This is a genomic window from Streptomyces sp. NPDC052687, from assembly GCF_040678395.1.
Classification (GTDB): domain Bacteria; phylum Actinomycetota; class Actinomycetes; order Streptomycetales; family Streptomycetaceae; genus Streptomyces.
On record NZ_JBFATR010000010.1, the window covers coordinates 47,429 to 74,295 of the forward strand.

At 72.3% G+C, this 26,867-nt stretch carries 25 protein-coding genes, 2 tRNA genes and 1 pseudogene; 10 read left to right on the forward strand and 18 right to left on the reverse strand.

What is annotated here, in order from left to right:
- Positions 1–27: 27 nt before the first annotated feature.
- The 6 genes and pseudogenes from AB0K92_RS12190 to AB0K92_RS12215 form a co-directional block, all read right to left on the reverse strand.
- Positions 28–1,269: an HD domain-containing protein gene (locus AB0K92_RS12190; protein WP_365921925.1), complete on the reverse strand. Its 1,242-nt coding sequence runs from the start codon at positions 1,267–1,269 to the stop codon at positions 28–30.
- Between the two features lie 386 nt (positions 1,270–1,655).
- Positions 1,656–2,903, reverse strand: a pseudogene (locus AB0K92_RS12195) (HD-GYP domain-containing protein); the annotation flags it as partial.
- Between the two features lie 126 nt (positions 2,904–3,029).
- A complete protein-coding gene (rsrA, locus tag AB0K92_RS12200) occupies positions 3,030–3,332 on the reverse strand; it encodes a mycothiol system anti-sigma-R factor (RefSeq protein ID WP_043503995.1) in 303 nt (100 codons plus the stop codon).
- Positions 3,329–4,027, reverse strand: coding sequence for a sigma-70 family RNA polymerase sigma factor (locus AB0K92_RS12205; RefSeq protein WP_206313135.1), 699 nt, complete (start codon positions 4,025–4,027; stop codon positions 3,329–3,331). Before AB0K92_RS12205 ends, rsrA begins: the two co-directional genes overlap by 4 nt.
- A gap of 279 nt (positions 4,028–4,306) precedes the next feature.
- Positions 4,307–4,948 carry an alpha/beta family hydrolase gene (locus AB0K92_RS12210; protein WP_365921927.1) on the reverse strand — a complete coding sequence of 214 codons (642 nt, stop codon included), beginning with the start codon at positions 4,946–4,948 and terminating at the stop codon, positions 4,307–4,309.
- 1 nt (position 4,949) lies between these two features.
- Positions 4,950–5,768: an SOS response-associated peptidase gene (locus AB0K92_RS12215; RefSeq protein ID WP_166002226.1), complete on the reverse strand. Its 819-nt coding sequence runs from the start codon at positions 5,766–5,768 to the stop codon at positions 4,950–4,952.
- Between the two features lie 51 nt (positions 5,769–5,819).
- On the opposite strand from AB0K92_RS12215, the gene AB0K92_RS12220 reads away from it, so the two are divergent.
- From AB0K92_RS12220 to AB0K92_RS12235, 4 genes are all read left to right on the forward strand, one after another.
- A complete protein-coding gene (locus AB0K92_RS12220; RefSeq protein WP_365921929.1) occupies positions 5,820–6,578 on the forward strand; it encodes a M50 family metallopeptidase in 759 nt (252 codons plus the stop codon).
- A gap of 158 nt (positions 6,579–6,736) precedes the next feature.
- Positions 6,737–8,080 (forward strand): 3-phosphoshikimate 1-carboxyvinyltransferase, encoded by a 1,344-nt coding sequence (aroA, locus tag AB0K92_RS12225; RefSeq protein ID WP_166002224.1) that lies wholly within the window; start codon positions 6,737–6,739, stop codon positions 8,078–8,080.
- A 16-nt stretch (positions 8,081–8,096) separates the two neighbouring features.
- A complete protein-coding gene (rsgA, locus tag AB0K92_RS12230) occupies positions 8,097–9,107 on the forward strand; it encodes a ribosome small subunit-dependent GTPase A (protein WP_365921931.1) in 1,011 nt (336 codons plus the stop codon).
- A gap of 145 nt (positions 9,108–9,252) precedes the next feature.
- Positions 9,253–9,576: a multidrug efflux SMR transporter gene (locus tag AB0K92_RS12235; protein ID WP_365921933.1), complete on the forward strand. Its 324-nt coding sequence runs from the start codon at positions 9,253–9,255 to the stop codon at positions 9,574–9,576.
- Between the two features lie 7 nt (positions 9,577–9,583).
- Here AB0K92_RS12235 and AB0K92_RS12240 read toward each other — a convergent pair whose 3' ends face one another.
- Positions 9,584–10,210 (reverse strand): helix-turn-helix domain-containing protein, encoded by a 627-nt coding sequence (locus AB0K92_RS12240; RefSeq protein WP_365921935.1) that lies wholly within the window; start codon positions 10,208–10,210, stop codon positions 9,584–9,586.
- Between the two features lie 154 nt (positions 10,211–10,364).
- Positions 10,365–10,829, reverse strand: a complete 465-nt coding sequence (locus tag AB0K92_RS12245; RefSeq protein WP_365921937.1) for a hypothetical protein — start codon at positions 10,827–10,829, stop codon at positions 10,365–10,367.
- A gap of 77 nt (positions 10,830–10,906) precedes the next feature.
- Here AB0K92_RS12245 and hisN point away from each other — a divergent pair, with 77 nt between their 5' ends.
- Entirely contained in the window at positions 10,907–11,707 is an 801-nt protein-coding gene (gene hisN, locus AB0K92_RS12250; RefSeq protein ID WP_365921939.1) for a histidinol-phosphatase, read from the forward strand.
- Between the two features lie 134 nt (positions 11,708–11,841).
- Positions 11,842–12,252 (forward strand): CBS domain-containing protein, encoded by a 411-nt coding sequence (locus AB0K92_RS12255; protein WP_166002219.1) that lies wholly within the window; start codon positions 11,842–11,844, stop codon positions 12,250–12,252.
- 76 nt (positions 12,253–12,328) lie between these two features.
- Here AB0K92_RS12255 and AB0K92_RS12260 read toward each other — a convergent pair whose 3' ends face one another.
- Complete coding sequence (locus AB0K92_RS12260) at positions 12,329–13,783, reverse strand: catalase (protein WP_365921942.1); 1,455 nt, start codon at positions 13,781–13,783, stop codon at positions 12,329–12,331.
- A 152-nt stretch (positions 13,784–13,935) separates the two neighbouring features.
- Here AB0K92_RS12260 and AB0K92_RS12265 point away from each other — a divergent pair, with 152 nt between their 5' ends.
- Complete coding sequence (locus AB0K92_RS12265; protein WP_166002217.1) at positions 13,936–14,352, forward strand: Fur family transcriptional regulator; 417 nt, start codon at positions 13,936–13,938, stop codon at positions 14,350–14,352.
- A gap of 169 nt (positions 14,353–14,521) precedes the next feature.
- Here the strand turns inward: AB0K92_RS12265 and AB0K92_RS12270 are convergent.
- The 4 genes from AB0K92_RS12270 to AB0K92_RS12285 all read right to left on the reverse strand — a co-directional run bounded on the left by AB0K92_RS12270 (position 14,522) and on the right by AB0K92_RS12285 (position 19,785).
- Positions 14,522–14,595: transfer RNA gene (locus AB0K92_RS12270), tRNA-Met, on the reverse strand.
- Between the two features lie 42 nt (positions 14,596–14,637).
- Positions 14,638–16,470, reverse strand: a complete 1,833-nt coding sequence (locus tag AB0K92_RS12275) for a tetratricopeptide repeat protein (protein WP_365921944.1) — start codon at positions 16,468–16,470, stop codon at positions 14,638–14,640.
- 207 nt (positions 16,471–16,677) lie between these two features.
- Positions 16,678–16,751: transfer RNA gene (locus tag AB0K92_RS12280), tRNA-Met, on the reverse strand.
- A 43-nt stretch (positions 16,752–16,794) separates the two neighbouring features.
- Positions 16,795–19,785 carry a UPF0182 family protein gene (locus AB0K92_RS12285; RefSeq protein WP_365922059.1) on the reverse strand — a complete coding sequence of 997 codons (2,991 nt, stop codon included), beginning with the start codon at positions 19,783–19,785 and terminating at the stop codon, positions 16,795–16,797.
- 162 nt (positions 19,786–19,947) lie between these two features.
- On the opposite strand from AB0K92_RS12285, the gene AB0K92_RS12290 reads away from it, so the two are divergent.
- Positions 19,948–20,493: a PPA1309 family protein gene (locus AB0K92_RS12290; protein ID WP_166002215.1), complete on the forward strand. Its 546-nt coding sequence runs from the start codon at positions 19,948–19,950 to the stop codon at positions 20,491–20,493.
- 79 nt (positions 20,494–20,572) lie between these two features.
- On the opposite strand, the gene AB0K92_RS12295 is transcribed toward AB0K92_RS12290, so the two are convergent.
- The 4 genes from AB0K92_RS12295 to AB0K92_RS12310 form a co-directional block, all read right to left on the reverse strand.
- Complete coding sequence (locus tag AB0K92_RS12295) at positions 20,573–21,667, reverse strand: PDZ domain-containing protein (RefSeq protein ID WP_365921947.1); 1,095 nt, start codon at positions 21,665–21,667, stop codon at positions 20,573–20,575.
- Between the two features lie 55 nt (positions 21,668–21,722).
- Positions 21,723–21,887: a hypothetical protein gene (locus AB0K92_RS12300; RefSeq protein WP_166002213.1), complete on the reverse strand. Its 165-nt coding sequence runs from the start codon at positions 21,885–21,887 to the stop codon at positions 21,723–21,725.
- 148 nt (positions 21,888–22,035) lie between these two features.
- Positions 22,036–22,497, reverse strand: a complete 462-nt coding sequence (locus AB0K92_RS12305; RefSeq protein WP_365921949.1) for a molybdenum cofactor biosynthesis protein MoaE — start codon at positions 22,495–22,497, stop codon at positions 22,036–22,038.
- Between the two features lie 197 nt (positions 22,498–22,694).
- Complete coding sequence (locus AB0K92_RS12310) at positions 22,695–23,807, reverse strand: SDR family oxidoreductase (RefSeq protein WP_365921951.1); 1,113 nt, start codon at positions 23,805–23,807, stop codon at positions 22,695–22,697.
- Positions 23,808–24,001: 194 nt separating this feature from the next.
- Here AB0K92_RS12310 and AB0K92_RS12315 point away from each other — a divergent pair, with 194 nt between their 5' ends.
- Entirely contained in the window at positions 24,002–25,513 is a 1,512-nt protein-coding gene (locus AB0K92_RS12315) for a zinc-dependent metalloprotease (protein ID WP_365921953.1), read from the forward strand.
- Positions 25,510–26,049: an NUDIX domain-containing protein gene (locus AB0K92_RS12320; protein WP_365921955.1), complete on the forward strand. Its 540-nt coding sequence runs from the start codon at positions 25,510–25,512 to the stop codon at positions 26,047–26,049. The genes AB0K92_RS12315 and AB0K92_RS12320 overlap by 4 nt, the downstream gene beginning before the upstream one ends.
- A 55-nt stretch (positions 26,050–26,104) precedes the next feature.
- On the opposite strand, the gene AB0K92_RS12325 is transcribed toward AB0K92_RS12320, so the two are convergent.
- On the reverse strand, positions 26,105–26,860 hold the full coding sequence (locus AB0K92_RS12325) for an AIM24 family protein (RefSeq protein WP_365921957.1): 756 nt from the start codon (positions 26,858–26,860) through the stop codon (positions 26,105–26,107).
- Between the last annotated feature and the right edge of the window lie 7 nt (positions 26,861–26,867).

The window sequence follows — 26,867 nt, forward strand, 5'->3', positions numbered from 1 at the left end:
CCTGGAGCGGCGCTCATTACCCATGGGTTACCCACCCACGGGCAGGGTCAGACAGTCCCGTGACAGCACCCGGGCCAGCGCTTCCACCACCTCCGGGGCGTACTCCCCCGCCGTCGCGAGGCGCAGTTCCTCCAGCGCCGTGAGGGGCCCGCCGGGTCCGGCGCCCTGGGCCTTCTCCTCGTACGCGTTGACCACCCGGACGATCCGCGCGGCGAGCGGCTGCTCCGCGCACGGATCGGCCTGCCGCTCCACGATCTCGGCGACCTGCGGGCTCACCCCGGTCTGCCGGACGACGGCCCCGCCGAGCAGTGCGATCCTGCGCTGCTCGGCGGCGGGCAGCGTGGCGGTGGCCCCGGCGGGCACCGGGTCGACCAGGCTGAGCTGCCCGATGTCGTGCATCAGCGCCGCGTACTCCAGGACCGTCAGCTCGGCCTCGGACAGGCCCAGGTCGCGGCCGACGGCCCGGCTGAGCGCGGCGACCCGGCGGGCGTGCCCGGCGGGGGTGTAGCCGGCGATCTCGGTGGCGCGGGCCAGGGAGGCGATGGTCTGCCGGTAGGTGGCGCGCACGGCGGCGTACCGGCGGACGGCGACCTGGGTGAGCAGCAGCGGCACGCTGAACACGGGCAGCGCCCACAGCCCGGCGACGGCGACCCCGAGCGCGATCACGGCGCCGGTCGCGCACACCGCGGAGCCGGCACCGGGCATGGCCCGCAGCTCGTCGCGCAGCAGCGGCCCGAACGGCCAGCCGGTGCGCGAGCCCGCCAGCGCGGCGGCCAGCACGGCGTCGCACAGCGCGGTCAGGGCGAGCAGCGCCAGCAGCAGCAGACCGTAGGCGGGGCCGATCCAGCCGTCGAACACGCCCCGGTTGTACAGCGGTTGGAAGCAGGCGGCGGCGAAGCCGGCGGTGAGCACCCGCCGGGCCAGGTCGTCGGACGTCGGCCCCTGGCCGCGCGCGAGGTGCGGGACGCAGCCGGCCAGCGAGGCGGCGAGGACGACGGAGACGACCTGGGCGACGCCGTGGCCGGTGGGCCGGCCGGCGTTCTCGCCGAGCAGGGCGTAGGACAGCGCCCCGGCGGCGCCGACCGGCGCGGCCTCCCGGATCCGCTCGGCCCCGGTCCACCGGGTCAGCTCCCCGAGGGCGACCAGCGCGCCGAACGCCAGCGCGACACCGCGCTCCGCGAGGCCGGTGGAGAGCGTGGCGGCGAGGCAGAGGGCGCTGAGCAGGGCGGCGCAGGTGTGGATGAGGGTGCGCGGCAGGCAGGTCGTCACCGGCGGGCCTCCTGCCGGCCGGTGGCCGCGCCGCCGTCCTGCCCGGCCGCGTGGGGCGCACCCCCGGACTCCTTCCGTCCGGCTCCCTCTCGGCCGGTTCCCTCGCGCCCGGCGCCCTCTCGGCCGGTTCCCTCGCGCCCGGCGCCCTCTCGGCCGGTTCCCTCCCGTCCGGCTCCTTCCCGTCCGGCTCCTTCCCGTCCGGCTCCTTCCCGTCCGGCGCCCTCCCGCCCGGCGCCCTCCCGCCCGGCCCTCTCCCGCCCGGCGCCCTCCCGCCCGGCGCCCTCCCGCCCGGCGCCCTCCCGCCCGGCTTCCCCGTGCCCGGCGCCCTCCCGCCCGGCTTCCCCGTGCCCGGCGGGGGACAGGGACGGCGGTCGCGGCGCCGGGACCTCGTCGGCGGTCACCGCCGGACGCCAGCCGTAGGTGCCGAGGGCCCGCGCCAGCGCGTCCACCATCCGCGGGTCGAACTGGGCCCCCGCGCACCGCTCCAGCTCCGCGAGCGCCGCCTCGACGGGCCGGGCCCGCCGGTAACTGCGGGTGGAGGTCATCGCGTCGAAGGCGTCGGCGACGGCGACGACCCGCGCCGACTCGGGGATCCGGTCGCCGACGAGCCCGTAGGGGTAGCCGCTGCCGTCCATCCGCTCGTGGTGGTGCAGGACGGCGGCCCGCGCCTCGCCGAGGAAGGAGATGCCCCGCACCATCTCGTGCCCGTACTCCGGGTGCAGCTCGATGATCCGCCGCTCCTCGGGGGTCAGCGGCCCGTCCTTGCGCAGCAGCCGGGTGGGCACGCCCAGCTTGCCCACGTCGTGCAGGATGCCCGCGAACCGCAGCACCTCGACCCGCTCGTCGTCCATGCCCAGCTCACGGGCGATCATCATGGACGCCTGGCCGACCCGCTCACCGTGACCGCGGGTGTACCCGTCCTTGATCTCGACGGCCTGCACGAGCGCCCGGATGGTGGCCTGGTGGGCGGCCCGCTCGCGGTGGTACTGGGCGAAGGCCCACCAGGAGACGCACATCGGCAGCAGCACGAGCAGGGAGGCGGCCGGCCCGTAGCGGCTGCGCCACAGCACGGCCATCATCAGGCCGGCCAGCCCGTGCACGGCGAGCGGCACGAGCGAGCGCGTGAACAGCCCCCGCCAGGCCCGGCGGGCCGGCACCCGCTCGGCGGCCAGCAGGACGCCGCCGTCGAGGAGGGCGAGGACCGCGCAGAACACCAGCACCGCGGCGGCGGCGGGCAGCAGCGCGTACGGGAAGTCGGCGGAGGCGACGGCGGCCCGCCCGCCCAGCAGCCCGAAGACCCGGGCCGCGGCCCACACCGCGAGGACCGGCTCGGCGGCCCGCCAGATCCGGCGCAGCAGCACCGGCCGCTGGTCGACCCGGGCGAGCAGCGCGCCCGGGAGCGCGACGAGCGCGGCGGCGGGCGGCGGCAGCAGAAAGGCGCCGGCCAGCAGCACGGGCTGGCAGGCGCCGGGCGACCGGCGGGCGGTGATCCGCTCGCCGGCGGCGTACAGGGCCGCCGGCAGCGCGACCGCCCACCAGGGGACGGGCGTCGTGGGCAGCGGAGCCAGACAGATCAGCGCGGCGAGGGCGACACCGGCGACGTACACCCGGGCCCGTGCCGGAACGGTCTCCATGCCGACGTCCCTCCCCAGCCCCGTCCCTGTCTGTCCAGGCTCGGAGCCTAGGGTGGCCGGGGGGAGGGTGCAGATTGATGGTCCGCCGATTAGCACATTCGGGTGACGGAACCCTGCCGGGCGGGTTCAGGACTCCTGGGGTGTCGCCGTCACGTCGTGCTCGGGCACGGTCTGCCCGGAGCGGATGAGCTCGATCCGCCCCATGACCTTGGCGCGCAGGTCGGTCGGCACCTCGTCGTGCCCGCAGCACCGCTTGACCAGCTTCTTCACCGCCTGCTCCAGCCCGTACTTCTCCAGGCAGGGCGAGCATTCCTCGAAGTGGTGCTGGAACTTGTCCCGGTCGAGGGGCGGCATCTCACTGTCGAGGAACTCGTACAGGTGGTCCAGGACCTCACTGCAGTCCGTCTCGTGCGGCTCTCCGCAGCTCATGAGCCCGAGCCTTTCGCTTCGTTCGACGACTCTCCGGCGCCGGCCGGGACCAGCCCGCGCTCGCGGGCGTAGTCCTCGAGCATGCCGCGCAGTTGACGGCGGCCCCGGTGCAGCCGGGACATCACCGTTCCGATGGGTGTCCCCATGATGTCCGCGATCTCCTTGTACGCAAAGCCCTCGACATCGGCCAGGTACACGGCGATGCGGAACTCCTCGGGGATCGCCTGGAGGGCTTCCTTCACGTCCGAGTCGGGCAGGTGGTCGAGCGCCTGCGACTCCGCGGAGCGCAGACCCGTCGACATGTGCGACTCGGCGCGGGCGAGCTGCCAGTCCTCGATCTCCTCGGCCGCGCTGCGCTGCGGTTCACGCTGCTTCTTGCGGTAGGAGTTGATGAAGGTGTTGGTGAGGATCCGGTACAGCCACGCCTTCAGGTTGGTGCCCTCGCGGAACTGGTGGAAGGACGCGTACGCCTTGGCGTACGTCTCCTGCACCAGGTCCTCGGCGTCGGCCGGGTTGCGCGTCATGCGCAGTGCGGCCGAGTACATCTGGTCGAGGAATTCGAGTGCGTCCCGCTCGAAGCGCGCGCTGCGCTCGGCGGTGGTCTCCGCACTCGTGTCCGCGCTGATGCCCTGGCCCTCGGGCAGCTCCGCCTGGCCGTTGTCGGTCCCTGCGTCGGTACCGCTGACCGGACCCACCTCCTCGAAAATACTTGCGGGGCCGAAACCAGTCCCACTCGAATCGGAGGATAGACGACGATCCGGTCCGCCCGCCGCCCGAACAGGGGCGGTCTTGGCCGCGTGCAGCACCGTCCAGTCCAGGTCAGAGCGGCTGCTACGGCTCGGGCAGAAGGTCGAACCCATGCGGCGGACTTCCTCTCCAACGACGTCGGTGCTGGTCGGTCAGCACTTCTGTCGGCCTCAACAGCGACCGCCCGCCGGACATTCCCGAGGCCTTGCCGAACTCTTTCCGAAGCCTTACCCGAGCGACCCGGTCCACTTCACGACCGCGTCCGTGACCACCGCCAGGGCCTCGGCCTGGTCCAGCGGCGCCCGCTTCGGCACGGCGAGGCCGTGATCGGCGTACGCCACCTCGACCAGCTCGAAGTCGCCGTCGGGGAACTCGCCGGGCCTCCCCCACGGGTCGTTGCCGCCCTGCACCACGAGGGTGGGCACCCCCGCTCCCAGCAGTTCCCCGGCGCGGGACTTCTCCGGCTTGCCCGGCGGGTGCAGCGGGAACGCCAGCGCGAGCACGCCGGCCGCGCCCAGCCCGGCGGCCGTACGGCAGGCCACCCGGGCGCCGGCGCTGCGCCCGCCCGCGATCACCGGCAGGCCCGGTGCGGCGAGGGCGGGCCAGACGCCCCGCCACCCGGTGTCCAGCGTCTTCGGCGCGGGCGCCATCTTCTTCCCGGCGACCCGCCAGGGCTGCTCGACGAGCGCCACGGTCACCCCGTGGCCCGGCAGCGCGGCGGCGACCGCCCGCAGGTCGCGGGCCTCGATCCCGCCGCCCGCGCCGTGGCTGACGGCGAGGACGAGACGGGCCTTGCGGGCCCGGTGCCAGGTGACGCGGGCGGTGCCCGCGTCGGTCTCGACGAGCTGGGTGGTCTCGGTGGTCGTCACATCAGAAGAGTGTGCCCTCCTCGGGGGCCGCCAGCTCCTTCAGCAGCTCCGGTCCGTTGTTGCGGACGTTGCTGACGGCCGTGGACACCGGGTAGGCGCGCATCAGGCCGGGCGGCGGCGGGGCGAGCAGCGCGCGCAGGTCGTCGGGGTCGGTGCGGGAGGGGTCCAGCCAGGCGTCCCAGCGGTCCGGGGTGAGCATCAGCGGCATCCGGGGGTGGATCTCGGCGAGCGTGCCGGGGCCCTCGGCCGGCGCCACGGCGAGCGGGGAGGTCTCCGCCTCGGTGGTGATCACCGAGCAGGTCGCCCACCAGGCCTGCGGGTGGTCGTCGGGGAGCGTGCGGTCGCGCCAGAACTCGTACAGCCCGGCCATCGCGAACACGCTTCCGTCGGCGGGCAGCACGAAGTACGGCTGCTTGCGGGGCCGCTTGCGCCGCCCCTCGACCTCCAGCTCCCGCTCCTGGCTGCCGGTGACCCACTCGTAGTAGCCGTCGGCGGGCAGGATGCAGCGCCGGGCGGCGAAGGCGCGGCGGAAGGAGGGCTTCTCGTGCACGGTCTCCGCGCGCGCGTTGATCATCCGGGCGCCGCCCTCGGGCGTCTTGGCCCAGGACGGCACGAGCCCCCACCTGAGCCTGCGCAGCTGGCGAACCGGACGCGGGTCGTCCGCGTCTTTCAGGGGGCGGTCCAGAACGGCGTAGACCTCCTTGGTCGGCGCCACGTTGTAGTCGGGCTCAAGAGTCTCCTCCGGCTCCTCCCACTTCTCGATGCCGAAGATCCCCGCGAGATCCTCGGGCCTGCGACTCGCTGCATACCGTCCGCACATGCGTGCCACACTGCCAGACTCCGTACGACCCGAGGGAGCGCCCCAGCAATCATGGACACCACCGCCACCTCGCTCTGGGACGAACTCGTCGGCACCCAGCCCGGCCCCGATCTGTGGGTGGTGCTCGCCACCCTGGCGGCCGCGCTGGCCGTGACCGCCCCGCCCGGCCTGTGGCGGCTGTCCCGCAACGCGATCACCATCGCCCACGAGGGCGGCCACGGCCTGGTCGCCCTGCTCACCGGCCGCACCCTCACCGGCATCCGGCTGCACTCCGACACCAGCGGCCTGACCGTGAGCCGCGGCAAGCCGTACGGCCTCGGCATGATCCTCACCGCCGCCGCGGGCTACACCGCGCCGCCCCTGCTGGGCCTGGGCGGCGCGGCCCTGCTGGCGGCCGGCCGCATCACGCTGCTGCTCTGGCTGGCGACGGCCCTGCTGCTCGCGATGCTGGTGATGATCCGCAACGCGTACGGCGCCCTGACGGTGGTGCTGACCGGCAGCCTGTTCGTCCTGGTGTCCTGGCTGACCGGTCCCCAGGTGCAGGCGGCGTTCGCGTACGCGGTGGTCTGGTTCCTGCTGCTGGGGGGCGTACGCCCGGGCTTCGAGCTCCAGTCGAAGCGGCGGCGCTGGAGGGGCCGGGAGGCGCCCTTCGGGGGTGGCGGCGTAGGGCGGGCGGGCCCAGCGCCCGACTCCGACGCCGACCAGCTGGCCCGTCTGACGCACGCGCCGGCCGGCGTGTGGCTGTTCCTGTTCCACGCGGTGTCGCTGTGCTCGCTGACCGGCGGCGCACGGTGGCTGCTGGGCTGGTGACGCCTGGCCCTCGGGGGCGCGGGGCGGTGCCGGCGGGCGGCCGCGCCGTGATGGGGGTCCCCCCGCTCGAGCGAGGCCGGGAGCGGGGAGCGACCTGCCCCGACGGCGCCGCACCCGACGACCAGCCGGTGCACCCCCTTCCTTATAAAGTGGGGCCCATGGCCCCGAACCCCGCCACCCCTCCCGCCCTCTGGCCCGCCCCGCACGCGAGCGGAGCCGTCGACGCGACGGTCCACGTGCCGGGGTCCAAGTCGGTCACGAACCGCGCCCTCGTGCTCGCCGCGCTGGCGAGCGAGCCCGGCTGGGTGCGCCGCCCGCTGCGCTCCCGCGACACCCTGCTGATGGCCGGTGCGCTGCGCGCGATGGGCGTGGGGATCGAGGAGACGGTGTCGTCCAGCTCGGCCGGTGTGGGGGCCCGTGACGTCACGGGCGAGGCCTGGCGGGTGCTCCCCAACGGTCTGCGCGGCCCGGCCGCGGTCGACGTCGGCAACGCCGGCACGGTGATGCGGTTCCTGCCGCCGGTCGCCGCGCTCGCCGACGGCCCCGTCCGCTTCGACGGCGACCCCCGCTCCTACGAGCGTCCCCTGAACGGCGTCATCGACGCGCTGCGCGTGCTCGGCGCCCGGATCGACGACGACGGCCGCGGCGCGCTGCCGCTGACCGTGCACGGCTCGGGCGCCCTGGACGGCGGCCGGGTGGAGATCGACGCGTCCTCGTCGTCGCAGTTCGTCTCGGCGCTGCTGCTGTCGGCGCCGCGTTTCAACCAGGGCGTCGAGGTGCGGCACACCGGCCCCACGCTGCCGTCCCTGCCGCACATCCGGATGACGGTGGAGATGCTGCGCGCGGTCGGCGCCCAGGTGGACACCCCGGAGTCGGGCGGCGAGCCGAACGTCTGGCGGGTCACGCCGGGCGCGCTGCTGGGCCGTGACCTGACGGTCGAGCCGGATCTGTCCAACGCCCAGCCGTTCCTGGCGGCGGCGCTGGTGACCGGCGGCACGGTGGTGATCCCGGACTGGCCGGCCCGCACCACCCAGCCCGGCGACCGGCTGCGGGAGATCTTCACGGAGATGGGCGGCTCCTGCGAGCTGACCGAGCAGGGCCTGCGGTTCACCGGTTCCGGCGCGATCCACGGCATCGACGTCGACCTGGGCGAGGTCGGTGAGCTGACCCCGGGCATCGCGGCGGTCGCCGCGCTCGCCGACTCGCCGTCCACGCTGCGCGGCGTGGCGCATCTGCGGCTGCACGAGACGGACCGCCTGGCGGCCCTCACCAAGGAGATCAACGAGCTGGGCGGCGACGTCACCGAGACCGCCGACGGCCTGCACATCCGCCCGCGCCCGCTGCACGGCGGGATCTTCCACACGTACGAGGACCACCGCATGGCGACCGCCGGCGCGATCCTGGGCCTGGCGGTGGAAGGTGTGCAGATCGAGAACGTGGCGACGACGGCGAAGACCCTCCCGGACTTCCCCGAACTGTGGACCGGGATGCTCGGGGCGTAGGGACGCGGGGAAAGTCATGCGCCGCTACGGCAAGCACACCGACGAGGACGACATCCGCAGCCGCCCCAACCGCAAGGGGAACCGGCCGCGCACGCACATCCGGCCCAAGCACGAGGACGCCGCCGAGGGCATGGTCCTCACCGTCGACCGGGGCCGTCTGACCTGCCTGGTCGAGGACCGGACGGTCACGGCGATGAAGGCCCGCGAACTGGGCCGCAAGGCGGCCGTGGTCGGCGACCGGGTCGCCCTGGTCGGCGATCTGTCCGGCACGAAGGACACCCTCGCGCGGATCGTGCGGATCGAGCCGCGCACCTCGGTGCTGCGCCGCACGGCCGACGACGACGACCCGTACGAGCGGGTGGTCGTCGCCAACGCCGACCAGCTCGCCGTCGTCACCGCCCTGGCCGACCCCGAGCCGCGCCCGCGGCTGATCGACCGCTGCCTGGTCGCGGCGTACGACGGCGGCCTCACCCCGCTGCTGGTGCTGACGAAGTCGGACCTGGCCCCGCCGGACACACTGCTGGAGCTGTACGGCGACCTGGACATCCCGTACGTCGTGACCAGCCGTGAGGAGCTGGAGAACGGCGACGCGGCGGACCGGGTGCGCGAGCATCTGAACGGCAAGATCACCGCCTTCGTCGGCCACTCCGGTGTCGGCAAGACGACCCTGGTGAACGCGCTCGTCCCGCGGGACCGGCGGCGGCTGACCGGCCATGTGAACGCGGTGACGGGCCGCGGCCGGCACACCACGACCTCCGCGCTGGCGCTGCCCCTGTCCGGCGCCGACGGCTGGGTGGTCGACACCCCGGGCGTACGGTCCTTCGGCCTGGCCCACATCGATCCGTCGCGGGTGATCAACGCCTTCCCCGACCTGGTGCCGGGCACCGAGGGGTGTCCGCGCGCGTGCGGTCACGACGAGCCGGACTGCGCGCTGGACGACTGGGTCGCCCAGGGTCACGCCGACCCGGCGCGCCTGTACTCGCTGCGCCGGCTGCTCGCCACGCGGGAGCGGCGGGAAGGCGACTGACCTCCGCGTTGTTTGTCCGTGGGACGGTCCGGTAAGGGCATAATCGCACCGAGCCACCATCAAGCTTGGCCAAAGTCGAGCGAAGCGGTCACAGTGCGTAACGGGGATTGACGGGGATCCACGGGGACAAACGGGAGGACAGCACATGGCGTGGCTGCTGGTCATCGTGGCCGGATTGCTCGAAACCGGTTTCGCCGTCTGTCTCAAGCTGTCCCACGGTTTCACCCGGCTGTGGCCGACGATCGCCTTCGCCGCCTTCGCCCTGGGCAGCTTCGGTCTGCTCACCCTGTCCCTGAAGAAGCTCGACGTGGGCCCGGCGTACGCGGTGTGGACCGGGATCGGGGCGGCGGGCACCGCGATCTACGGGATGATCTTCCTCGGTGACATCGTGTCCACGCTGAAGATCGTCTCGATCAGTCTGGTGATCCTCGGTGTGATCGGGCTCCAGCTGTCCGGTTCGGCGCACTGACGCCTCCTTAGCCGGGCTGCCGGGGCAGCACATGACGCACCAGCTCGGCGATGCCGCCCTCCCCCGGCGGCGCGGCCACACAGGACAGCGCGACCCGGACCACCAGCTCGCAGCAACGGGCCAGCTCGCCGCTCTCCGCCTTGCCGTCGTCGTGGCCGGGCCCGTCGCCGGGCCCGGTGAGGACGGCGACGGCCCGGTCGCGGACCAGGGCCACGAAGTCGCCGGGTGACGGCAGCGGACCGTCCGCGCGCCGCTGCGCGGGCACGGCGGCGGTGGACGGTGCGGCGGCGAGGGCCGGCGCGGGCAGCCGCTCGCTCCAGCAGCCGGTGAGCAGAGCGCGGACCAGCGCGTTCTCCCGGGCGGCGGCCGCGATCCACTCGGCGGTGGCGGTCAGCCGCTCCGCGGTGTCCGCGGGGGCGGTGAGCGCGCGGTCGACGCCGGCCAGGCACGCGTCCGCCTCCCGCCGCACCAGTGCGCGGGCGAGTCCGTCCTTGCTGCCGAACTCGTTGTACAGCGTCTGCCGGGACACCCCGGCCGCCGCGGCCACGTCCACCATCCGCACCGCCGGCCACGGCCGGCGCGCGAGCGCCCGGTAAGCGGCGTCCAGCAGGGACTCCCGCGCTGCAGGCATCATCGCCTCCCTCGCCGACCGGCGGCCCTGCGCCCAGATTTGACGCGGTCAAAACCACTGTCAAGGGTCCACGCAGGCACAAAGGGCGCACGAGGGACCGCGTGCGCGGGGCGGCGGGACGGCGGGGCGGGGGCACGGGACGTACGGCGAGGTCAGGTCAGTCGTAGAAGAAGAGCTCCAGGTCCTCCACCGACCCGGGCCCGTACAGGAACCCCTCGGCCCGGGCCACCTCCGTCCCGGGCGGGGTCTCGCCGGCCGGGAGCCGCCGCATCCACAGCTCGCCCTGCTCGCCGACCGCGTAGATCCCGGAGAGCAGGACGGCCATGCCCGCGGGGCGCGGCGGGCGGCGCCCGGCGACGGGCGTGAGGTCCCAGCCTCCGGCGCGGGCGGCCAGCCGGAGCGCTCCTGCCCAATGGGCGATCCGCCCGAGCCGGACGGGCCAGAGGTCACCGGTGAAGGGGGGCAGCCGTCCGCCGTGGAGGGGGTTGGTCGCGGCTGCGACGTCCGCCATCACCTGCCGCTCCACGGCGTCGCGCGCCCAGTGCCCCTCCTGGGCGTCCTCGATCGCGGCGGACAGCCACTCCTCCGCGCTGTCGAGCCGCGCCGCGAACGTGTCGTGCATACCCGCAGCATCGCATCCCCCGCCAGCGGCCCGCCCCGTGTGGCCCCGCAGCGCGCACGCCGGATACCGTTCCTCACATGCCGGACTACCTCGACGACCTCCGCCTCGCCCACGTCCTCGCGGACGCCGCAGACGCCGCCACCATGGACCGCTTCAAGGCCATCGACCTCAAGGTCGAGACGAAGCCGGACATGACTCCGGTCAGCGAAGCGGACCAGGCCGCCGAGGAGCTCATCCGCGGCCAGCTGCAGCGCGCCCGGCCACGGGACGCGATCCTCGGCGAGGAGTACGGCGTCGAGGGCACCGGCCCGCGCCGCTGGGTGATCGACCCGATCGACGGGACCAAGAACTACGTGCGCGGCGTCCCCGTCTGGGCGACCCTGATCGCGCTGATGGAGGCCGGCGAGGGCGGCTACCAGCCCGTCGTCGGCGTGGTCTCCGCGCCCGCGCTCGGCCGCCGCTGGTGGGCGGCGAAGGGCCACGGCGCGTTCACCGGCCGCAGCCTGCAGAAGGCGACCCGGCTGCACGTCTCGCGGGTCTCGAAGCTGGCGGACGCCTCGTTCGCGTACTCCTCGCTCTCCGGCTGGGAGGAGCAGGGCCGGCTGAACGGCTTCCTGGACCTGACCCGCGAGGTGTGGCGCACGCGCGCGTACGGCGACTTCTGGCCGTACATGATGGTGGCCGAGGGGTCGGTCGACCTGTGCGCCGAGCCCGAGCTGTCGCTGTGGGACATGGCCGCGAACGCGATCATCGTCACCGAGGCGGGCGGCACCTTCACCGGCCTGGACGGCCGCCCGGGTCCGCACAGCGGCAACGCGGCGGCGTCGAACGGCCTGCTCCACGACGAGCTGCTGGGGTACCTGAACCGGCGTCACTGAGCTTCACGCGCCCCCTTGTTGGCCCTCTCTTTGCCTGCCACTCTGAGAGTCCCCCCACTTGTGCACTTGTGAATCCCTGAACAATCCCCACCCCGGGGATCGTCAGGGCTTCAGGAGGAGGTGGCTCCCAGCCCATGCTCGTCCGTGACGCCATGAGCACCGTGGTCCTGACCATCGGCCCCACGCACACCCTTCGTCAGGCCGCCGCCCTGATGGCCGCGCGCAGAATCGGCGCGGCCGTCGTCCACGACCCGGACGCCGGTGCATTCGGCATCCTCACCGAACGCGACATCCTCAACTCCGTCGGCCTCGGGCAGAACCCGGACACGGAGTGCGCGCACGCCCACACCACCAACAACGTCGTCTTCGCCACCCCGGCGTGGACCCTGGAGGACGCGGCCCGCGCCATGGCGCACGGCGGCTTCCGGCACCTCATCGTCCTCGACCGCGACGAGCCGGTCGGCATCGTCTCGGTGCGCGACATCATCCGCTGCTGGGCCCCGGCCCGGCCGCACGTCACCGCGGCGCCGGCCGTACCGGCGTAGCACGCACGGCGGGCCGGGCCCCCGAGGGGACCCGGCCCGCCGCCCACGGCAAGCGATCCAGTGCTGGTCGGATTGTTCAGCCGCGCAGGGCCTGGACCGCGGCCTCCAGCCGCTTGCCGAAGTCGGCGTCCGCGTTGCGGAAGTTGCCGATCGCGCGCTCGATGATGTCCTCGCGCGAGACCTTGGCGATGAAGCCCGCCAGGTTGCCGATCAGCCGCTCCTGCTCGTCCGCGCTCATCAGCCGGTAGAGGTTGCCCGCCTGGACGAAGTCGTCGTCCTCGGCGTGGCGCGGCGTCGGGTGGTTGCCGGTGCCGCCGGTGAACGTGTCGAACGGCTGCCACAGCGGCCGGCCGGTCTGCTGCGGACCGCCGAAGCTGTTCGGCTCGTAGTTCTTTGCGCCGCCGTGCCGGCCGTCGTAGAGGAAGCCGTCACGGGAGTTGGTGTGGGCGACCGTCGCGTGCGGGCGGTTCACCGGCAGGTGGTCGGCGTTGATGCCGACGCGGTAGCGGTGCGCGTCGCCGTAGGCGAACAGCCGGCCCTGGAGCATCTTGTCCGGCGAGGGACCGATGCCGGGCACGAAGTGCGCGGGCGAGAAGATCGACTGCTCGACCTCGGCGAAGATGTTCCGCGGGTTGCGGTTGAGCTCCAGCTTGCCGATCTCGATGACCGGGTAGTCCGCGTGCGGCCACACCTTGGTCAGGTCGAACGGGTTGAAGCGGTACGTCGCCGCCTCGGCCGCCGGCATGATCTGCACACCCACGGTCCAGCTCGGGAACTCGCCGCGCTCGATGGCCTCGCGCAGATCGCGCTGGTGGGAGTCGGGGTCCTCACCGGCGAGCCGGTTGGCCTCCTCCTGGGTGAGGTTCTTGATCCCCTGGTCGGTCTTGAAGTGGTACTTGACCCAGAAGACCTCGCCGGCCTCGTTGTTCCACTGGAAGGTGTGCGAGCCGAAGCCGTCCATGTGGCGGTACGAGGCGGGGATGCCGCGGTCGCCGAACAGCCAGGTCACCTGGTGCGTGGACTCCGGGCTCAGGCTCCAGAAGTCCCAGACGTTGTCCGCCTCCTGCGAGCCCGTGTACGGGTCGCGCTTCTGGGTGTGGATGAAGTCCGGGAACTTGATCGCGTCCCGGATGAAGAACACCGGGGTGTTGTTGCCGACGAGGTCGTAGTTGCCCTCCTCGGTGTAGAACTTCACCGCGAAACCGCGCGGGTCGCGGACGGCGTCCGCGGCGCCGAGGTTGCCGGCCACGGTGGAGAACCGCAGGAAGACCTCGGTCTGCTTGCCGACCTCGGAGAGGAACTTGGCCCGCGTGTACCTGGTGACGTCGGCGGTCACCGTGAAGGTGCCGTAGGCACCGGCGCCGCGGGCGTGCACGACACGCTCCGGGATGCGCTCACGGTTGAAGTGGGCCAGCTTCTCGAGCAGGAGCTGGTCCTGGACGAGCACCGGGCCACCGACGCCCGCCGTCTCGCTGTTCTGGTTGTCGGCTACCGGAGCACCGGCCTCGGTGGTGAGCGGTCCCTGAGTCACGGACGCACCTTCCTGTCTTCCCTGTCCCTTGTTCTAACGCCGATCTCGATCCTACAATAGACAATGTCTAAGTCAAGTAAGTCTCCAATTCAGGGGAGACTCCAACTTCACACCCATTCGGGACATAGGTCCCTTGCTGTTAGGCTGGTGCCATGAGCGACCTTCTTGATCGACTGCGCGGACGCGGATGGCGGATGACCGCGCAGCGGCGCGTTGTGGCCGAGGTCCTCGACGGCGAGCACGTTCACCTCACGGCCGACGAGGTCCACGCCCGAGCCGTCACGAAGCTGCCCGAGATCTCCCGGGCGACCGTCTACAACACCCTCGGCGAGCTGGTCTCCCTGGGCGAGGTCATCGAGGTCACCACCGACAAGCGGGCCAAGCGGTACGACCCGAACGCGCACCGGCCGCACCACCACCTGGTGTGCGCCCAGTGCGGCTCGATCCGCGACGTCCACCCCACCGGCAACCCGCTGGCCGACCTCCCCGACTCCGAGCGCTTCGGCTTCACGGTCTCGGACGTCGAGGTCACCTACCGCGGCATCTGCCCGAACTGCGCGTCGGCGTAGTCAGCGGTACGACCGGTACGGCAAGGCCCCGGCACCCATGGGTGCCGGGGCCTTCCGCATGCCCTGAAGCACGGGAACACGGAACACGAGACACGGGGACGCGGGGCGCGGGGACACGAGGAAACACCGAGGGCCGGAACCCTTCCGGATTCCGGCCCTCGATCTTCAGTAGCGGGGACAGGATTTGAACCTGCGACCTCTGGGTTATGAGCCCAGCGAGCTACCGAGCTGCTCCACCCCGCGTCGACGAATGCAACATTACGTCAACGTGCCGCCAGAGGCAAATCACGCCGACAGTTCCTCCCGCAGCGCGTCCCGCAGCCGCGCCGCCCGCTCGGCCACCTCCGCCGGCCCCAGGGACACCGCGAGGTCCGCCCAGCGCTGCCCTTCGTCCAGCTCACCGCGACGCGCGTAGACGAGGGCGAGCCGCAGCGCCGCCCGTCCGTGCCCGTCGTGGGCGGCCCGCTTCCACCACAGGACCGCCTCGGGCTCGCTCCCCTCCCGGGCCAGCAGCAGGCCCAGGTTGAACGCCCCGTTGCGGGATCCCGCCTCGGCCGCCTCCCGGTACCACCGCGCCGCCTCGACGACATCCCCGCGCGCCGCCGCCAGCATCCCCACCCGCACCTGTGCCCGCCGGTGCCCCTGCGACGCCGCCCGCTCGTACCACTCCTCGCACTCGGTCCGCCGGTGCACCGGCTCCCCCAGCTCCGGCCCGGCCCCCGCCGGCTGCCGCGCGTCGAGCACGGTCGCCAGCCGGTACGCCGCCTCCGCGCTCCCCCCGCCCGCCGCGCACCGCAGATGCCGCTCCGCCTCCAGCTCGTCGCCCTCCCGCAGGCGCGCGATCCCGACCTGGAGCGCCGCTTCGGTGTGCCCGGCCGCCGCCGCCCGCTCGTACCACCGCAGGGCGGCGTCCTCCTCCCCCCGGCCCGCGTAGAGAATGCCGAGGTTGAAGGCCGCGTCCACGCTCCCCGCCTCCGCGGCCTTGGAGAACCACGGCTCCGCCCCGGTCTCGTCCCCGCCCTGGAGCAGCAGGATCGCCAGCGCGTTCGCCGCCTCGCGGTGCCCGGCGTACGCCGCCCGCCGGTACCACTGCTCGGCCTGCGCGGTCCGCCCCTGCTCGGCGCAGAGCAGCCCGAGGTTGTACGCGCCGTTCACGTCCCCGGCGTCCATCGCCGCCCGGTACCAGCGTTCCGCGGTCTGCGTCTGCCCGCGCTCGGCGTGCAGCGCGCCGAGGGCGTTGGCCGCGTTGCCGTCGCCCTCCTGCGCGGCGCGCAGCCACCACACGGCGGCGCTCTCCTCGTCGCCGGCGTCGCGCAGCAGGAACCCGAGCGCGCACGCGGCCCGCGCCTCCCCGTCCTTCGCGGACGTCAGATACCAGCGCCCGGCCTCCTTCAGTTCGCCGCGCCGCTCCAGGATCGCCCCGAGGTACAGCGCGGCCCGGCGGTGCCCGCGCGCGGCGGCCTGCCGGTACCACTGCTCGGCCTCCTCCGCCGCTCCCACCGCTCCCCCGGTCCCACCGACACCGTTGTCACCGTCGGTGTCCCCCGCGGCGGCGGCTCTGCGGTCCAGCGCCCGCGCCAGCCGGTACGCCCCTTCGCGGTGCCCGCGCTCGGCGGCGGCCCGCAACCACTTCTCGGCCTCGGCGTCCCCGCGGTGCTCCAGCAGGTCGGCGAGCGCGTACGCGCCCAGCACATGGCCCTGCTCGGCGGACTGGCGCAGCCAGTACTCGGCGGCGGGCTCGTCCCCGCGCTCGCGGTAGTGGCGCCCGAGCGCGTGCGCCGCCGCGGCGGAACCGGCGACGGCGGCGATCCGCCACCATCCGGCCGCCTCGTCGGGGTACCCGCGCTGGTGCAGCAGGACGCCCAGGTTGTTCGCGGCGGCCCGGTCCCCGGCGGCGGTGGCGGCGCGCAGATGGGGCTCGGCTCCGTCGAGATCGCCACGGCGCAGCAGCATCGCCCCGAGAACGCTCATCGCCTCGATGTCACCGGCCTCCGCGGCGATGCGGTGCCGCGCCTCCTCGGCCGCCTCGGCGGCCTCGTCACGGGTTTCCTCCTGGCCGGTCGGCTGCACAAACCGCCCTGTCTCGAACAGAGTTGCCATGTCCCCCATAACGTCCATCGTCGCACCACCCGCAACCCGGGTACACCTCGTATACCGAAGCCAGTGAGGTCACTTCAGCGTTTTGTCGACATGCCCACAGAGAGACAAGTCAAACACAGATCGCCCAACTCCCCACGGCGGCACGGCGATGCGCCGCGTCGGCACATGAGTTCGCACACGACGAAGGCCCGGATCCTTGTGAGGATCCGGGCCTTCGTCTTTCAGTAGCGGGGACAGGATTTGAACCTGCGACCTCTGGGTTATGAGCCCAGCGAGCTACCGAGCTGCTCCACCCCGCGCCGTTGTTTCTCCACCGTATCACGGCGCGGGGGGAACACTTGATCAGCTGCTGGAGGCCGGCTTCGGACTGGGACTGGCGGAGGCGCCGCTGTCACCGCCGCCTTCTCCTCCGCCGTCACCGCCGGACTCCCCGCCGGAGCCACCGCCCCCGCCGGTCCGGTCGGCGCGCCCCTGGGCCTCCTCGGCTCGCTCGAGCGCGTCCTCCAGGTCCTGCTGCGCCCGGCCGTACGCCTCCCAGTCGCCCTTCTGCAGCGCCTCCTGGCCGGCGTCGAAGGCCTTCTGCGCGTCGGCGAGGGCCTCTTCGACGGTGGGATCACCGGTCGTCGGCGGAGTCGTGGTGTCGCCGTCGCCTTCACCGCCCTCGTCCTCGGGTGGCTGCGGCGCCGAACCCTCCGCGCCGAACACCTTGTTGAGGGCTTCCTCCAGGGTGTTCTCGAACGCGGTGTTGCCGCCGTAGGTCACCAGCACCTTGCGCAGCAGCGGGTACTTCAGCCCGCCACCGCGGACGTACACGGGCTCCACGTAGAGCAGTCCGCCGTCCAGCGGCACCGTGAGGAGGTTGCCGTACTCGACCTCCGAGTCGCCGCCTCGCAGCAGCCTGATGGACTCGGCGATGTCCTGTTCGGAGTTGAACTGGCTCTGCACCTGCTTGGGTCCGGAGACCGTGGTGCTCGTCGGCAGTTTCAGGATTCTGATCTGCCCGTAGCCGCTGGTGCCCGCTTCCGCGTCGACGGCCATGAACGCGCTCAGGTTGTCGCGGCCGTTGGGCGTGAAGGTGGTCGTCAGCGAGAACGCCTGTTCCTTCTGGTCGGGCATCTTCATGCTCAGGTAGTACGGCGGCACCGCGTCGCCCGTCCTGTTGGTCGGGTCGTCCGGCACCTGCCACACCTCGCTGCCGCTGAGGAACGTCGTAGCGTCCTTCACGTGGTAGCGGGTGAGCAGTTCGCGCTGCACCTTGAACAGGTCCTGCGGGTAGCGCAGATGGGCCATCAGCTCCTCGGAGATGGCGCTCTTGGGCTCCACCGTGTCCGGGAACGCCTTCATCCAGGTCTTCAGGACCGGGTCCTGGGTGTCCCACTGGTAGAGCTTGACCTCGCCGGTGTACGCGTCGACGGTCGCCTTCACCGAGTTGCGGATGTAGTTGACCTGGTTCTGCTGGGCGACCACCGCGCGCTGGTCGTTGGTCGCGGTCAGCGAGTCGGCGGTGGTGTCACCGAGGGTCGTACGGGAGGCGTACGGGTAGCCGTTGGTCGTCGTGTACGCGTCGACGATCCACTGGATCTTGCCGTTGACCACCGCCGGGTAGGCGTCGCCGTCGATGGTCAGCCACGGGGCGACCGCCTCGACGCGCTCCTTGGGCGTGCGGTTGTACAGGATCCGCGAGCCCTCGCCGATGGCGCCCGAGTAGAGGATCTGCGGCTCGTTGAACGCCACCGCGTACGCGGCCCGGTTGACCGGGCTGGAGAGGTTGACCCCGCTGTCCGCCTGGTAGCTGTAGGTCTTCTCGCCGCTGTCGTCGGAGTAGTCGATCTCCTTCTGGGGACCGCCGACGATCGAGTACGTGGTGGTCTTCTCGCCGTAGTAGATCCGCTGCTGGTACTCCGGCAGGTCACCCTTGGACGGCAGGTCCGACTCGGTGAAGACCGGGCGGCCCTCGGAGTCGGCGGTGGTGCCCTTGGCGGCGACCACGCCGTAGCCGTGGGTGTAGCGGAAGTGGTTGTTGATCCAGTTCTTCTTCGGGATGCCGGCCAGGTTCAGCTCGCGCAGACCGATGACCGTGTCCTGGTCCTTGCCGTCCTGGCTGTAGCGGTCGACGTCCAGGTTGGTCGGGAACGCGTAGTAGTTCCGCATCTGCTGGAGCTGCTGGAACGTCGGCGAGACGATGTTCGGGTCCATGATCCGGATGCTCGCCGCGCCGTCCGCGTCGTCCCGCAGCTGCGCCTTGTCCTCGGTCTTGCTGGTCCCCGGGTAGTCGCTGACCTTGGTCCCGTCGATGCCGTAGGCCTCACGCGTGGCCCTGAGGTTCTTCTCGACGTACGGCGCTTCCTTGGCCTGCTCGTTCGGCTGGACCTGGAACTTCTGGACGATCGCCGGGTACAGCCCGCCGATGAGGATCGCCGAGAGCACCATCAGGCCGAAGCCGATCAGCGGTAGCTGCCAGGTGCGGCGCCAGATGGTCGCGAAGAACAGCAGCGCGCAGATGACGGCGATGCAGAACAGGATCGTCTTGGCCGGCAGATAGGCGTTGGCGTCGACATACCTGAGGCCGGTCCAGTTGTCCGTCGCCTTGAAGTCGCTGGACTTCACCGCGAGGCCGTACCGGTCGAGCCAGTAGGCGACCGCCTTCAGGGCGACGAAGATGCCGATCAGCACCGACAGATGCCCGGTGGCGGCGGCCGTGGCGCGGGCGCCGGGGCTGGTGACGCGCAGTCCGCCGTACAGGTAGTGGGTGAGCGCGGCGGCGATCACGGAGAGGATCACGGCGGCGAAGCCGAAGCCGAGCAGGAACCGGTACCAGGGCAGGTCGAACGCGTAGAACTTGACGTCCAGGTGGAACTGCGGGTCCTTCTGGCCGAAGGGCACGCCGTTCACCCACATCAGCCAGGTGCGCCACTGGCCGGAGGCGGAGGCGCCGGCGATCAGGCCCACCAGGGCCGTGATCCCGAGCAGCAGCCACTTCTTGTACGGCGCGATGCCCATCCGGTAGCGGTCGAGGCTCTGCTGCTCCATCGACATCGCGCTCAGCGGCGGCCGCAGCCGGTGCGCCAGCCAGATGTTGAAGCCGACCGCCAGGGCCATGAGCAGGCCGAAGACGAAGAAGAGTCCGATCTTGGTCCACAGGGTGGTGGTGAAGACGGACGAGTAGTTCACCGACCGGTACCAGAGCCAGTCCGTCCAGAAGCCCGCGAACATGGTGAACGCCATGCCGAGGACGGCAAGGACGCCCAGTGTCATGAGGAGGGTCCGGACGCGCCGGGACGGGCGGCCCACTCTGATCCGTGGCCCCGTCGGGCCTCCGCCGCGGTCCGGCATCTGGAAAGCCAAGGTGGCACCTCGAAAGTCGCTGTTGGTCTGTCAGGCCCCCGATTTCGCGGGCCGTGGGAGGGCCCCGTGATCGTAGGCCCTCACCTATGCAACTTACTCACGCTTTACTCGGTTCCCGATTCCGGGCGGGAACGAGGCAGGATTGTGACCATGTCCAACACTCCCATGGCGGCGAGCCCGCTCACCCGGGCCGTACTCGAGATCGACGAGTACGCCTCCGGCCTCGGCTGGGACCAGCCCGCCCGCCTTTTCGCCCTCGTAGACACCGCGCGGCTGCGGGCCCAGGAACCCGCCCTCGCGGCGCAGCTCGGCCTGGGGGACGAGCAGGAGGCCGCCGCCGGCCTCACCCCGATCGAGCAGGACGAAGTGCCGACGGACAAGCCGCTCGACGAGTTCCTCGGCACCATCGCCTGGCCCGACGCGGTGGACGGCTGCGCGCTCACGGTGGAGCGCCTGATGCTGCCGCCGTCCGCGGAGGCCCAGGTTCCGCAGAACCTGGACGAGGCCGCGCTGACCAAGTGGGTGGCCGAGCACCCCGAGCGGCAGGAGGTGCGGATGACGGTGGCCGTGCTGCGCGACGGCTCCCGCGAGTCGGCCCTGCGGCTGCGCGAGAAGGACTCGCCGACCGAGGTGCTCACCGGCTCCGACCTGGTGCCGGGCCTGGCGGAGGCGCTGGCCGCGACGTTCGAGGACTGACCGGCACGACCACGGCTGGGGGCGCTCTCGCTGTGCGGAGCGCCCCCAGCCGTGTCCGCGCCGCTGCCGGCTCAGCCGCTCAGCCCGTGGCGCACTTCGGCAGGCCGGCGGTGTCGCCGTCGCGGATGTCCCGCAGGGCGCCGAGCGCGTCGTCGATGGTGTCCACCTTGACCAGGGTGAGGCCCTCGGGGGTGTCCTTCGCGGCGGCCGCGCAGTTGTCGGCGGGCGTCAGGAAGAACTCGGCGCCCTTGTCGCGCGCGCCGACGGTCTTCATCTCGACACCGCCGATCGGCCCGACCTTGCCGTCGTCGTCGATGGTCCCCGTGCCGGCCACGAAGCGGCCGCCGGTGAGGCTGCCCGGGGTGAGCTTGTCGTAGATGCCGAGCGCGAACATCAGCCCGGCGCTGGGGCCGCCGACGTCGGCGAGCTTGATGTCGATGGTGAACGGGAACGTGTGATCCGTACCGGCGGAGATGCCGACGATGGCACGCTTCTCGCCGCCGTCGTCGGAGGTCTTCGTGGTGATGGTGACCTGCTCGGTCCTGCGCGGCGCCCGCTTCTCCTTCTCCGCGGCGGCCTGCTCCTTGGCGGGCACGATCGTGAAGCGCACGTCCTCGCCCGGCTTGTGCTCGGTCACCAGCTCGGCGACGTCGGCGGGCTCCTTGACGGCCGTACCGTCGACCGCCTTGATCACATCGCCCGCGTGCAGCCTGCCCTCGGCCGGGGAGCCCTTCACGACGGTGGAGACGATCACCCAGGACCGCACCGGGATGTCCAGCTCCTTCAGGGCGGCGACCTTGGCGCTCTCCTGGGACTGGCTGAACTCCTCGGCGTTCTCCTGCGTGGACTCCTCTTCGGTCTTGCCGTCCGGGTAGAGGGTGTCGTGCGGCACGACCTTGTTGTCGTGCGCGAGCCAGCCGTAGACCGCCTCGACCAAGTTCATCCGGTAGTCGGCGCTGGTGACGCGGACGGTGGTCATGTTCAGGTGACCGTCGGTCGGATAGGTCTTGCGCCCGGAGATCTGCAGCACCGGTTCGCCGTCGTGCTCGCCCAGCGTGTTCACCGTCGGCCCCGGGGACATCTCCGCATACGGCACGGGGATGAGCACTCCCGCGCACAGGAGCGCGATCAGCATCAGGGTGGAGGCGAGCATCGTCGCAGTGCGGCGTGGCATGTCTCGACAGTACGGGACGCTTCTGTCAGCACACCGTCAGGGCGGCCTCTGCCGGTCAGCTGCCCGAGGTGGACTTCTCCATGGCCGCGCGGAAGCGGGCGTACCCGTCGAGCTCGGGTCCGTCACCACGCACCTTACGGGTCCTGTTGGCCCACACGCCCCACAGACCCGCGCCGATCGCAGCCACCAGCGGAATCAGCAACCAGGCGAGCGCCGCCATGCCGACCTCCCAACCCCGTACGAGCGTCCGCAACTGACTGATCAGCAGATTAACCATCCGCAGTGACAACGCTCACGCCGGGGGTGCGGTTACGCAAGCGGAGGGACGGCTTAACGGGGGGTCTGCGGAGCCTGTGCCGCCGCCGTGCTCAGCAGGCGCCGACCCACTCCTCGGTGCCGTCGGAGAACCGCTGGTGCTTCCAGATGGGCACCTCGTGCTTGAGGTCGTCGATCAGCTTGCGGCAGGCCTCGAAGGCCTCGCCGCGGTGCGGGCAGGAGACGGCGACGACGACGGCGAGGTCCCCGACCCGCAGGTCACCCACGCGGTGCACGGCCGCCAGCGCGCGCACCGGGAACTCGGCGACGACCTTCTCCGCGATCCGCCGCATCTCGGCCTCGGCGCTCGGGTGGCACGAATAGCCGAGCGCGTCGACATCCGCCCCGCCGTCGTGATTGCGCACCGTCCCCACGAACAGCGCCGTCCCTCCGGCGGAGTCGTCCCCGACCGCCCGGAACACCTCGTCCACGGAGAGCGGCGTCTCCCGGATGCCGATCAGCTTGACGGGATCCTGAGCGCGCTGCTCACCGGGATGATCGTTCGTGGCTGCCATGCCACCATCGTGCCTCACCCCACCGACAACCCGGAATACCCGTTTCCCCCGGCACCCCGGGCCCCGTCTTTGGATCCTCCTACAGTGCACTGCGCCGCGCGGTGACTGTGGAGGGGTCCAGGGGTGGAGCCCCGGTGGGGGCGGGTGGGGCGGAGCCCCCTCCGGAGGGGGACGGGTGCGGGCGGCCGTAACGGGCCTCAGATCCGCCGTCGCGCCTTCCGCGCCCGCCGTACCACCGCCGCCGCACCCAGCAGAGCCACCGTCGCCCCGGCCGCCCCGGCCGCCGTGGCGTCCTTGCGGCCCAGCCGGCGCCCGGCCACGGTGTGCCGTCCGGAGACCTCCTCCAGCAGCTCCGCGAGGACCTCCTCGTTGGTCCACTGCGGCCGCCACCCGGCGTCGTGCAGCCGGCTGCCGCTCACCACCCAGGGGTACATGGTGTAGGCCAGATCGCCCGCGGGCGACGGCGTGAGCCCGATCCGGTGCAGCCGGGCCGCCGCGCCGAGCGCGACCGCCGACGGCAGCTCCATGCGCCGGATCCCGCTCAGCTCCTCGACCTCCTCCTGCTCCAGCCACCCGTCGCACCCGACGGCCAGCTCGCCGTCGACCTTCTCCAGGACGGCGTACTCCAGAGCGCTGCACAGGTCCTCGACGTGGCAGAACTGCCACGCGGGGCGCGACCCGGCCACCACCAGCAGCCGAGGCGACTCGAAGTACCTGGTCAGCGCGGTGTCGGTGCCTCCGACCAGCACCGCCGGCCGCACCACGGTGACGTTCAGGCCGGGGTGCGCGCGGGGCGCCCGCCGCGCCAGCCGTTCGATCTCCAGCAGGTCACCGACACCGGTGGCCTCGGCCGTCGCGCGCAGCTCGGCGTCCTCCGACAGGGGCAGCTCGTTGTCCGGCAGCGCGCCGTAGACCATCGCGGAGGTGCACAGCACCACGCGGTGCACCCCGGCGGCCGCGGCGGCGGTCAGCACGGTCTGCGTCCCCCGCACGTTGTACGCCGTCCGGGCGGCGGGGTCGGTCTCCAGGTCGAGGTCGAGCGCGAGGTGGACGACGACGTCCGCCCCGCGCAGTTTCTCCGCGATGGCCGGATCGCGCACATCGAGGATGTGCCACTGCGCTTCCGCGCACTCACCGCGCCGCTCGTCGATGGCGATGACCTGCTTGATCTCCTCCGACGCGGCCAGCCGCGCGGTGAGCAGCGCGCCGACCCCGGACGCGGCACCGGTGACCGCGACGACGGGCCCGCGCGCGGCGGGAGAGGTTGAGTGGTTTCGCGCTGCGCGAACCTGCGGGTCTGGGGAACTCACCGGGCGTCTCCAGCGGTTGTCTTCAGTACGGACGCGGGTGACGCGTACGTACCAGGTGGCATCCATCCTGCCGCAGGCCTTCAGTCGGCGAAGCACCGAGGCCCGAACCGCCCCGGGTGTCTACGCTGGGTGGTGTTGTCGGGCAGTCGTGCCGTCGGGAAAAGAACCGGCGGCCTTACCAGCCGAGGAATCCCGTGAGTGACACCCCATTCGGATTCGGCCTTCCGCCGGAGGAGCCGGAGAACGGCGACGAGGGCAAGAAGAAGGACCAGCAGAGCGGTGGTGGGCAGGGACCGGCCAACCCGTTCGGTTTCGGGTCGCTGCCCGGCGCCGGAGGCTTTGGAGGCCCCGGGGCGGACAATCCGCTCGCTGCCATGTTCGGTTCCCTGAACCCCACCGACCTGGGCGCCGCGTTCCAGCAGCTGGGCCAGATGCTCTCGTACGAGGGCGGCCCGGTGAACTGGGACATGGCCAAGCAGATCGCCCGGCAGACGGTCGCCCAGGGCACCGCTGACGGCACCAAGGACGCGAGCGTCGGCCCCGCCGAGCGCACCGCCGTCCAGGAGGCCGTCCGCCTGGCCGATCTCTGGCTGGACGACGCGACCTCCCTGCCGTCCGGCGCCGGCTCCGCCGTGGCCTGGAGCCGCGCGGAGTGGGTGGAGGCCACCCTGCCCGCCTGGCGCGAGCTGGTCGACCCGGTCGCCGAGCGCGTCGGCAACGCGATGGGCGACGTCCTGCCGGAGGAGATGCAGGCCATGGCCGGCCCGCTGATCGGCATGATGCGCTCCATGGGCGGCGCCATGTTCGGCACCCAGATCGGCCAGGCCGTGGGCGTGCTCGCGGGCGAGGTCGTCGGCTCCACGGACATCGGCCTGCCGCTCGGCCCGGCCGGCAAGGCCGCGCTGCTGCCGGTGAACATCGAGACGTTCGGCAAGGACCTGGGCGTGCCCAAGGAGGAGGTGCGGCTGTATCTCGCCCTGCGCGAGGCCGCCCACCAGCGCCTCTTCGCGCACGTGCCGTGGCTGCGCTCGCACCTGTTCGGCGCGGTCGACGGGTACGCGCGCGGCATCAAGGTGGACACCGCGAAGCTGGAGGACGTGGTCGGCCAGTTCGACCCGCAGAACCCGGAGCAGCTTCAGGACGCCCTCCAGCAGGGCATGTTCCAGCCGGAGGACACGCCGGAGCAGAAGGCGGCCCTGGCCCGGCTGGAGACGGCGCTGGCGCTCGTCGAGGGCTGGGTGGACGCCGTGGTGCACGCCGCCGCCAAGCCCCGTCTGGGTTCCGCCGACGCGCTGCGCGAGACCCTGCGGCGCCGCCGCGCCTCGGGCGGGCCGGCCGAGCAGACGTTCGCCACGCTGATCGGTCTGGAGCTGCGTCCGCGGCGCCTGCGCGACGCCTCCCGCCTGTGGGCCTCGCTCACGGACGCGCGCGGGGTGGACGGCCGGGACGCCCTGTGGGCCCACCCGGACATGCTGCCGACGGCCACCGACCTGGACGACCCGGACGGTTTCGTGCACCGCGAGCAGATGGACTTCTCCGACTGGGACAAGATGCTCGGTGAGGCCGCGGACAAGCCCGACCTGCGCAAGAAGGGCCAGGACGAGGACCGGGCCCAGGACAAGGGCGAGGCCGACGCCGACGGCGAGGACACCGGCAAGGGCGAGGGCAAGGGCCAGAGCGAAGGCAAGGGCGACGGCACCGCGTGAGCCTGCACGACGACGCGGCCCTCGTGCTGAAGGAGTACGAGGGTCAGGACGAGCTGCGCCAGGCCTATCTGGACCACCTGGCGGCCCACCCGGACGGCGTGTGGAAGGCCTGCCACGCGGGTCACCTCACGGCGAGCGCCCTGGTGATCGACCCGGCGCGCGGGCGGGTGCTGCTCACGCTCCACCGCAAGCTGGGGATGTGGCTCCAGATGGGCGGGCACTGTGAGCCGGCGGACGCCACCCTGGCCGCCGCGGCCCTGCGGGAGGCCACGGAGGAGTCCGGCATCGCGGGGCTGGCCCTGCTGCCGGGCGGCCCGGTGCGGCTGGACCGGCATCCGATCCCGCCGCCGTGCCACGTCCACCTGGACGTGCAGTACGCGGCGCTGGCCCCGCGGGACGCCGTCCAGCAGATCAGTGACGAGTCCCTGGACCTGCGCTGGTTCGCCTACGACGAGGTGGCGGGCGTGGCCGACGAGTCGGTCGTACGGCTGCTGGAGGCCACCCGGGCGAGGCTGCGAACGGGCGCCGGGCTGTGAACGGGTAAGGGGTGGCCGCCATGGCGGTCACCCCTTACCCGTTGTCGCGGTGGGATCAGTTCCAGACGTTGCCCTGGTTCTGCCCGCGGGCCCCCTGCTGGCCCATCCCGTACTGCGCGGCGAGCCCGGAGCCGATCTGGGCGTTCTGCGGCGGCAGCATCTCACTCGGCTGGACCAGCGCGAACCCGGTGCCCATGAAGCTCAGCTCCCAGCCCTCACCGGTGCTGCCGCGGCGCCGCCAGACCCCGGACGAGTGCGTCTGGGCCTGCATCTGCACCCGCAGCGCGGTGGACCAGGCGACGATCGCGTCGGCGTCGCAGTTGACGTACTTGTCCGGCGTCACCTGAAGCATCAGCGGCATACCGGAGGTCATCAGCGCGACCTTGCCCCGGCCGGTGATGTTGAGCTGGTACTTCCCGGAGCCGGAGATGCCGTAGAGGCTGTCCACGGCGATGACCTCGTGGTGCAGCGAGGAGTCCATGGCGAGGACGTAGCTGCTGTCGACGGTGAGTCCGTCCTGGTCGACGTCCACCAGGTGGATGTGCTGCTTGAGGTTGGCGAGGTAGACCGTGCCCTGCCCGTGGCAGCGCATCAGGTCCAGGCCCTCACCGGTGCGGGCGCGGTCGCGCGACCGGCCGCTGCTCTGGAACTCGGCGTCGAACTCGACCATCCCCTGGTAGGCGACCATGGTGCCCTTGCGGGCCAGGATGTCGTCGTGGCCCTCCAGGGCGACGCGCAGCATCTGCTTGTTCTGCAGGCTCCAGCGCTCCTGGGTCTGCTGCTCGGCGTAGGCGAAAAGCGGACTCTGCATGTGTTTC

Coding starts and splice junctions, on each gene's coding strand:
- AB0K92_RS12300 (WP_166002213.1), bottom strand. CDS start 21,887: ATGGCGGCGCTCGCCTGGTTGCTGATTCCGCTGGTGGCTGCGATCGGC.
- AB0K92_RS12325 (WP_365921957.1), bottom strand. CDS start 26,860: ATGCAGAGTCCGCTTTTCGCCTACGCCGAGCAGCAGACCCAGGAGCGC.
- AB0K92_RS12305 (WP_365921949.1), bottom strand. CDS start 22,497: ATGGCAGCCACGAACGATCATCCCGGTGAGCAGCGCGCTCAGGATCCC.
- rsgA (WP_365921931.1), top strand. CDS start 8,097: ATGCGCCGCTACGGCAAGCACACCGACGAGGACGACATCCGCAGCCGC.
- AB0K92_RS12275 (WP_365921944.1), bottom strand. CDS start 16,470: ATGGACGTTATGGGGGACATGGCAACTCTGTTCGAGACAGGGCGGTTT.
- AB0K92_RS12240 (WP_365921935.1), bottom strand. CDS start 10,210: ATGATGCCTGCAGCGCGGGAGTCCCTGCTGGACGCCGCTTACCGGGCG.
- AB0K92_RS12265 (WP_166002217.1), top strand. CDS start 13,936: ATGAGCGACCTTCTTGATCGACTGCGCGGACGCGGATGGCGGATGACC.
- AB0K92_RS12215 (WP_166002226.1), bottom strand. CDS start 5,768: ATGTGCGGACGGTATGCAGCGAGTCGCAGGCCCGAGGATCTCGCGGGG.
- AB0K92_RS12285 (WP_365922059.1), bottom strand. CDS start 19,785: ATGCCGGACCGCGGCGGAGGCCCGACGGGGCCACGGATCAGAGTGGGC.
- AB0K92_RS12220 (WP_365921929.1), top strand. CDS start 5,820: ATGGACACCACCGCCACCTCGCTCTGGGACGAACTCGTCGGCACCCAG.
- hisN (WP_365921939.1), top strand. CDS start 10,907: ATGCCGGACTACCTCGACGACCTCCGCCTCGCCCACGTCCTCGCGGAC.
- AB0K92_RS12295 (WP_365921947.1), bottom strand. CDS start 21,667: ATGCCACGCCGCACTGCGACGATGCTCGCCTCCACCCTGATGCTGATC.
- AB0K92_RS12235 (WP_365921933.1), top strand. CDS start 9,253: ATGGCGTGGCTGCTGGTCATCGTGGCCGGATTGCTCGAAACCGGTTTC.
- AB0K92_RS12290 (WP_166002215.1), top strand. CDS start 19,948: ATGTCCAACACTCCCATGGCGGCGAGCCCGCTCACCCGGGCCGTACTC.
- AB0K92_RS12255 (WP_166002219.1), top strand. CDS start 11,842: ATGCTCGTCCGTGACGCCATGAGCACCGTGGTCCTGACCATCGGCCCC.
- AB0K92_RS12245 (WP_365921937.1), bottom strand. CDS start 10,829: ATGCACGACACGTTCGCGGCGCGGCTCGACAGCGCGGAGGAGTGGCTG.
- rsrA (WP_043503995.1), bottom strand. CDS start 3,332: ATGAGCTGCGGAGAGCCGCACGAGACGGACTGCAGTGAGGTCCTGGAC.
- aroA (WP_166002224.1), top strand. CDS start 6,737: ATGGCCCCGAACCCCGCCACCCCTCCCGCCCTCTGGCCCGCCCCGCAC.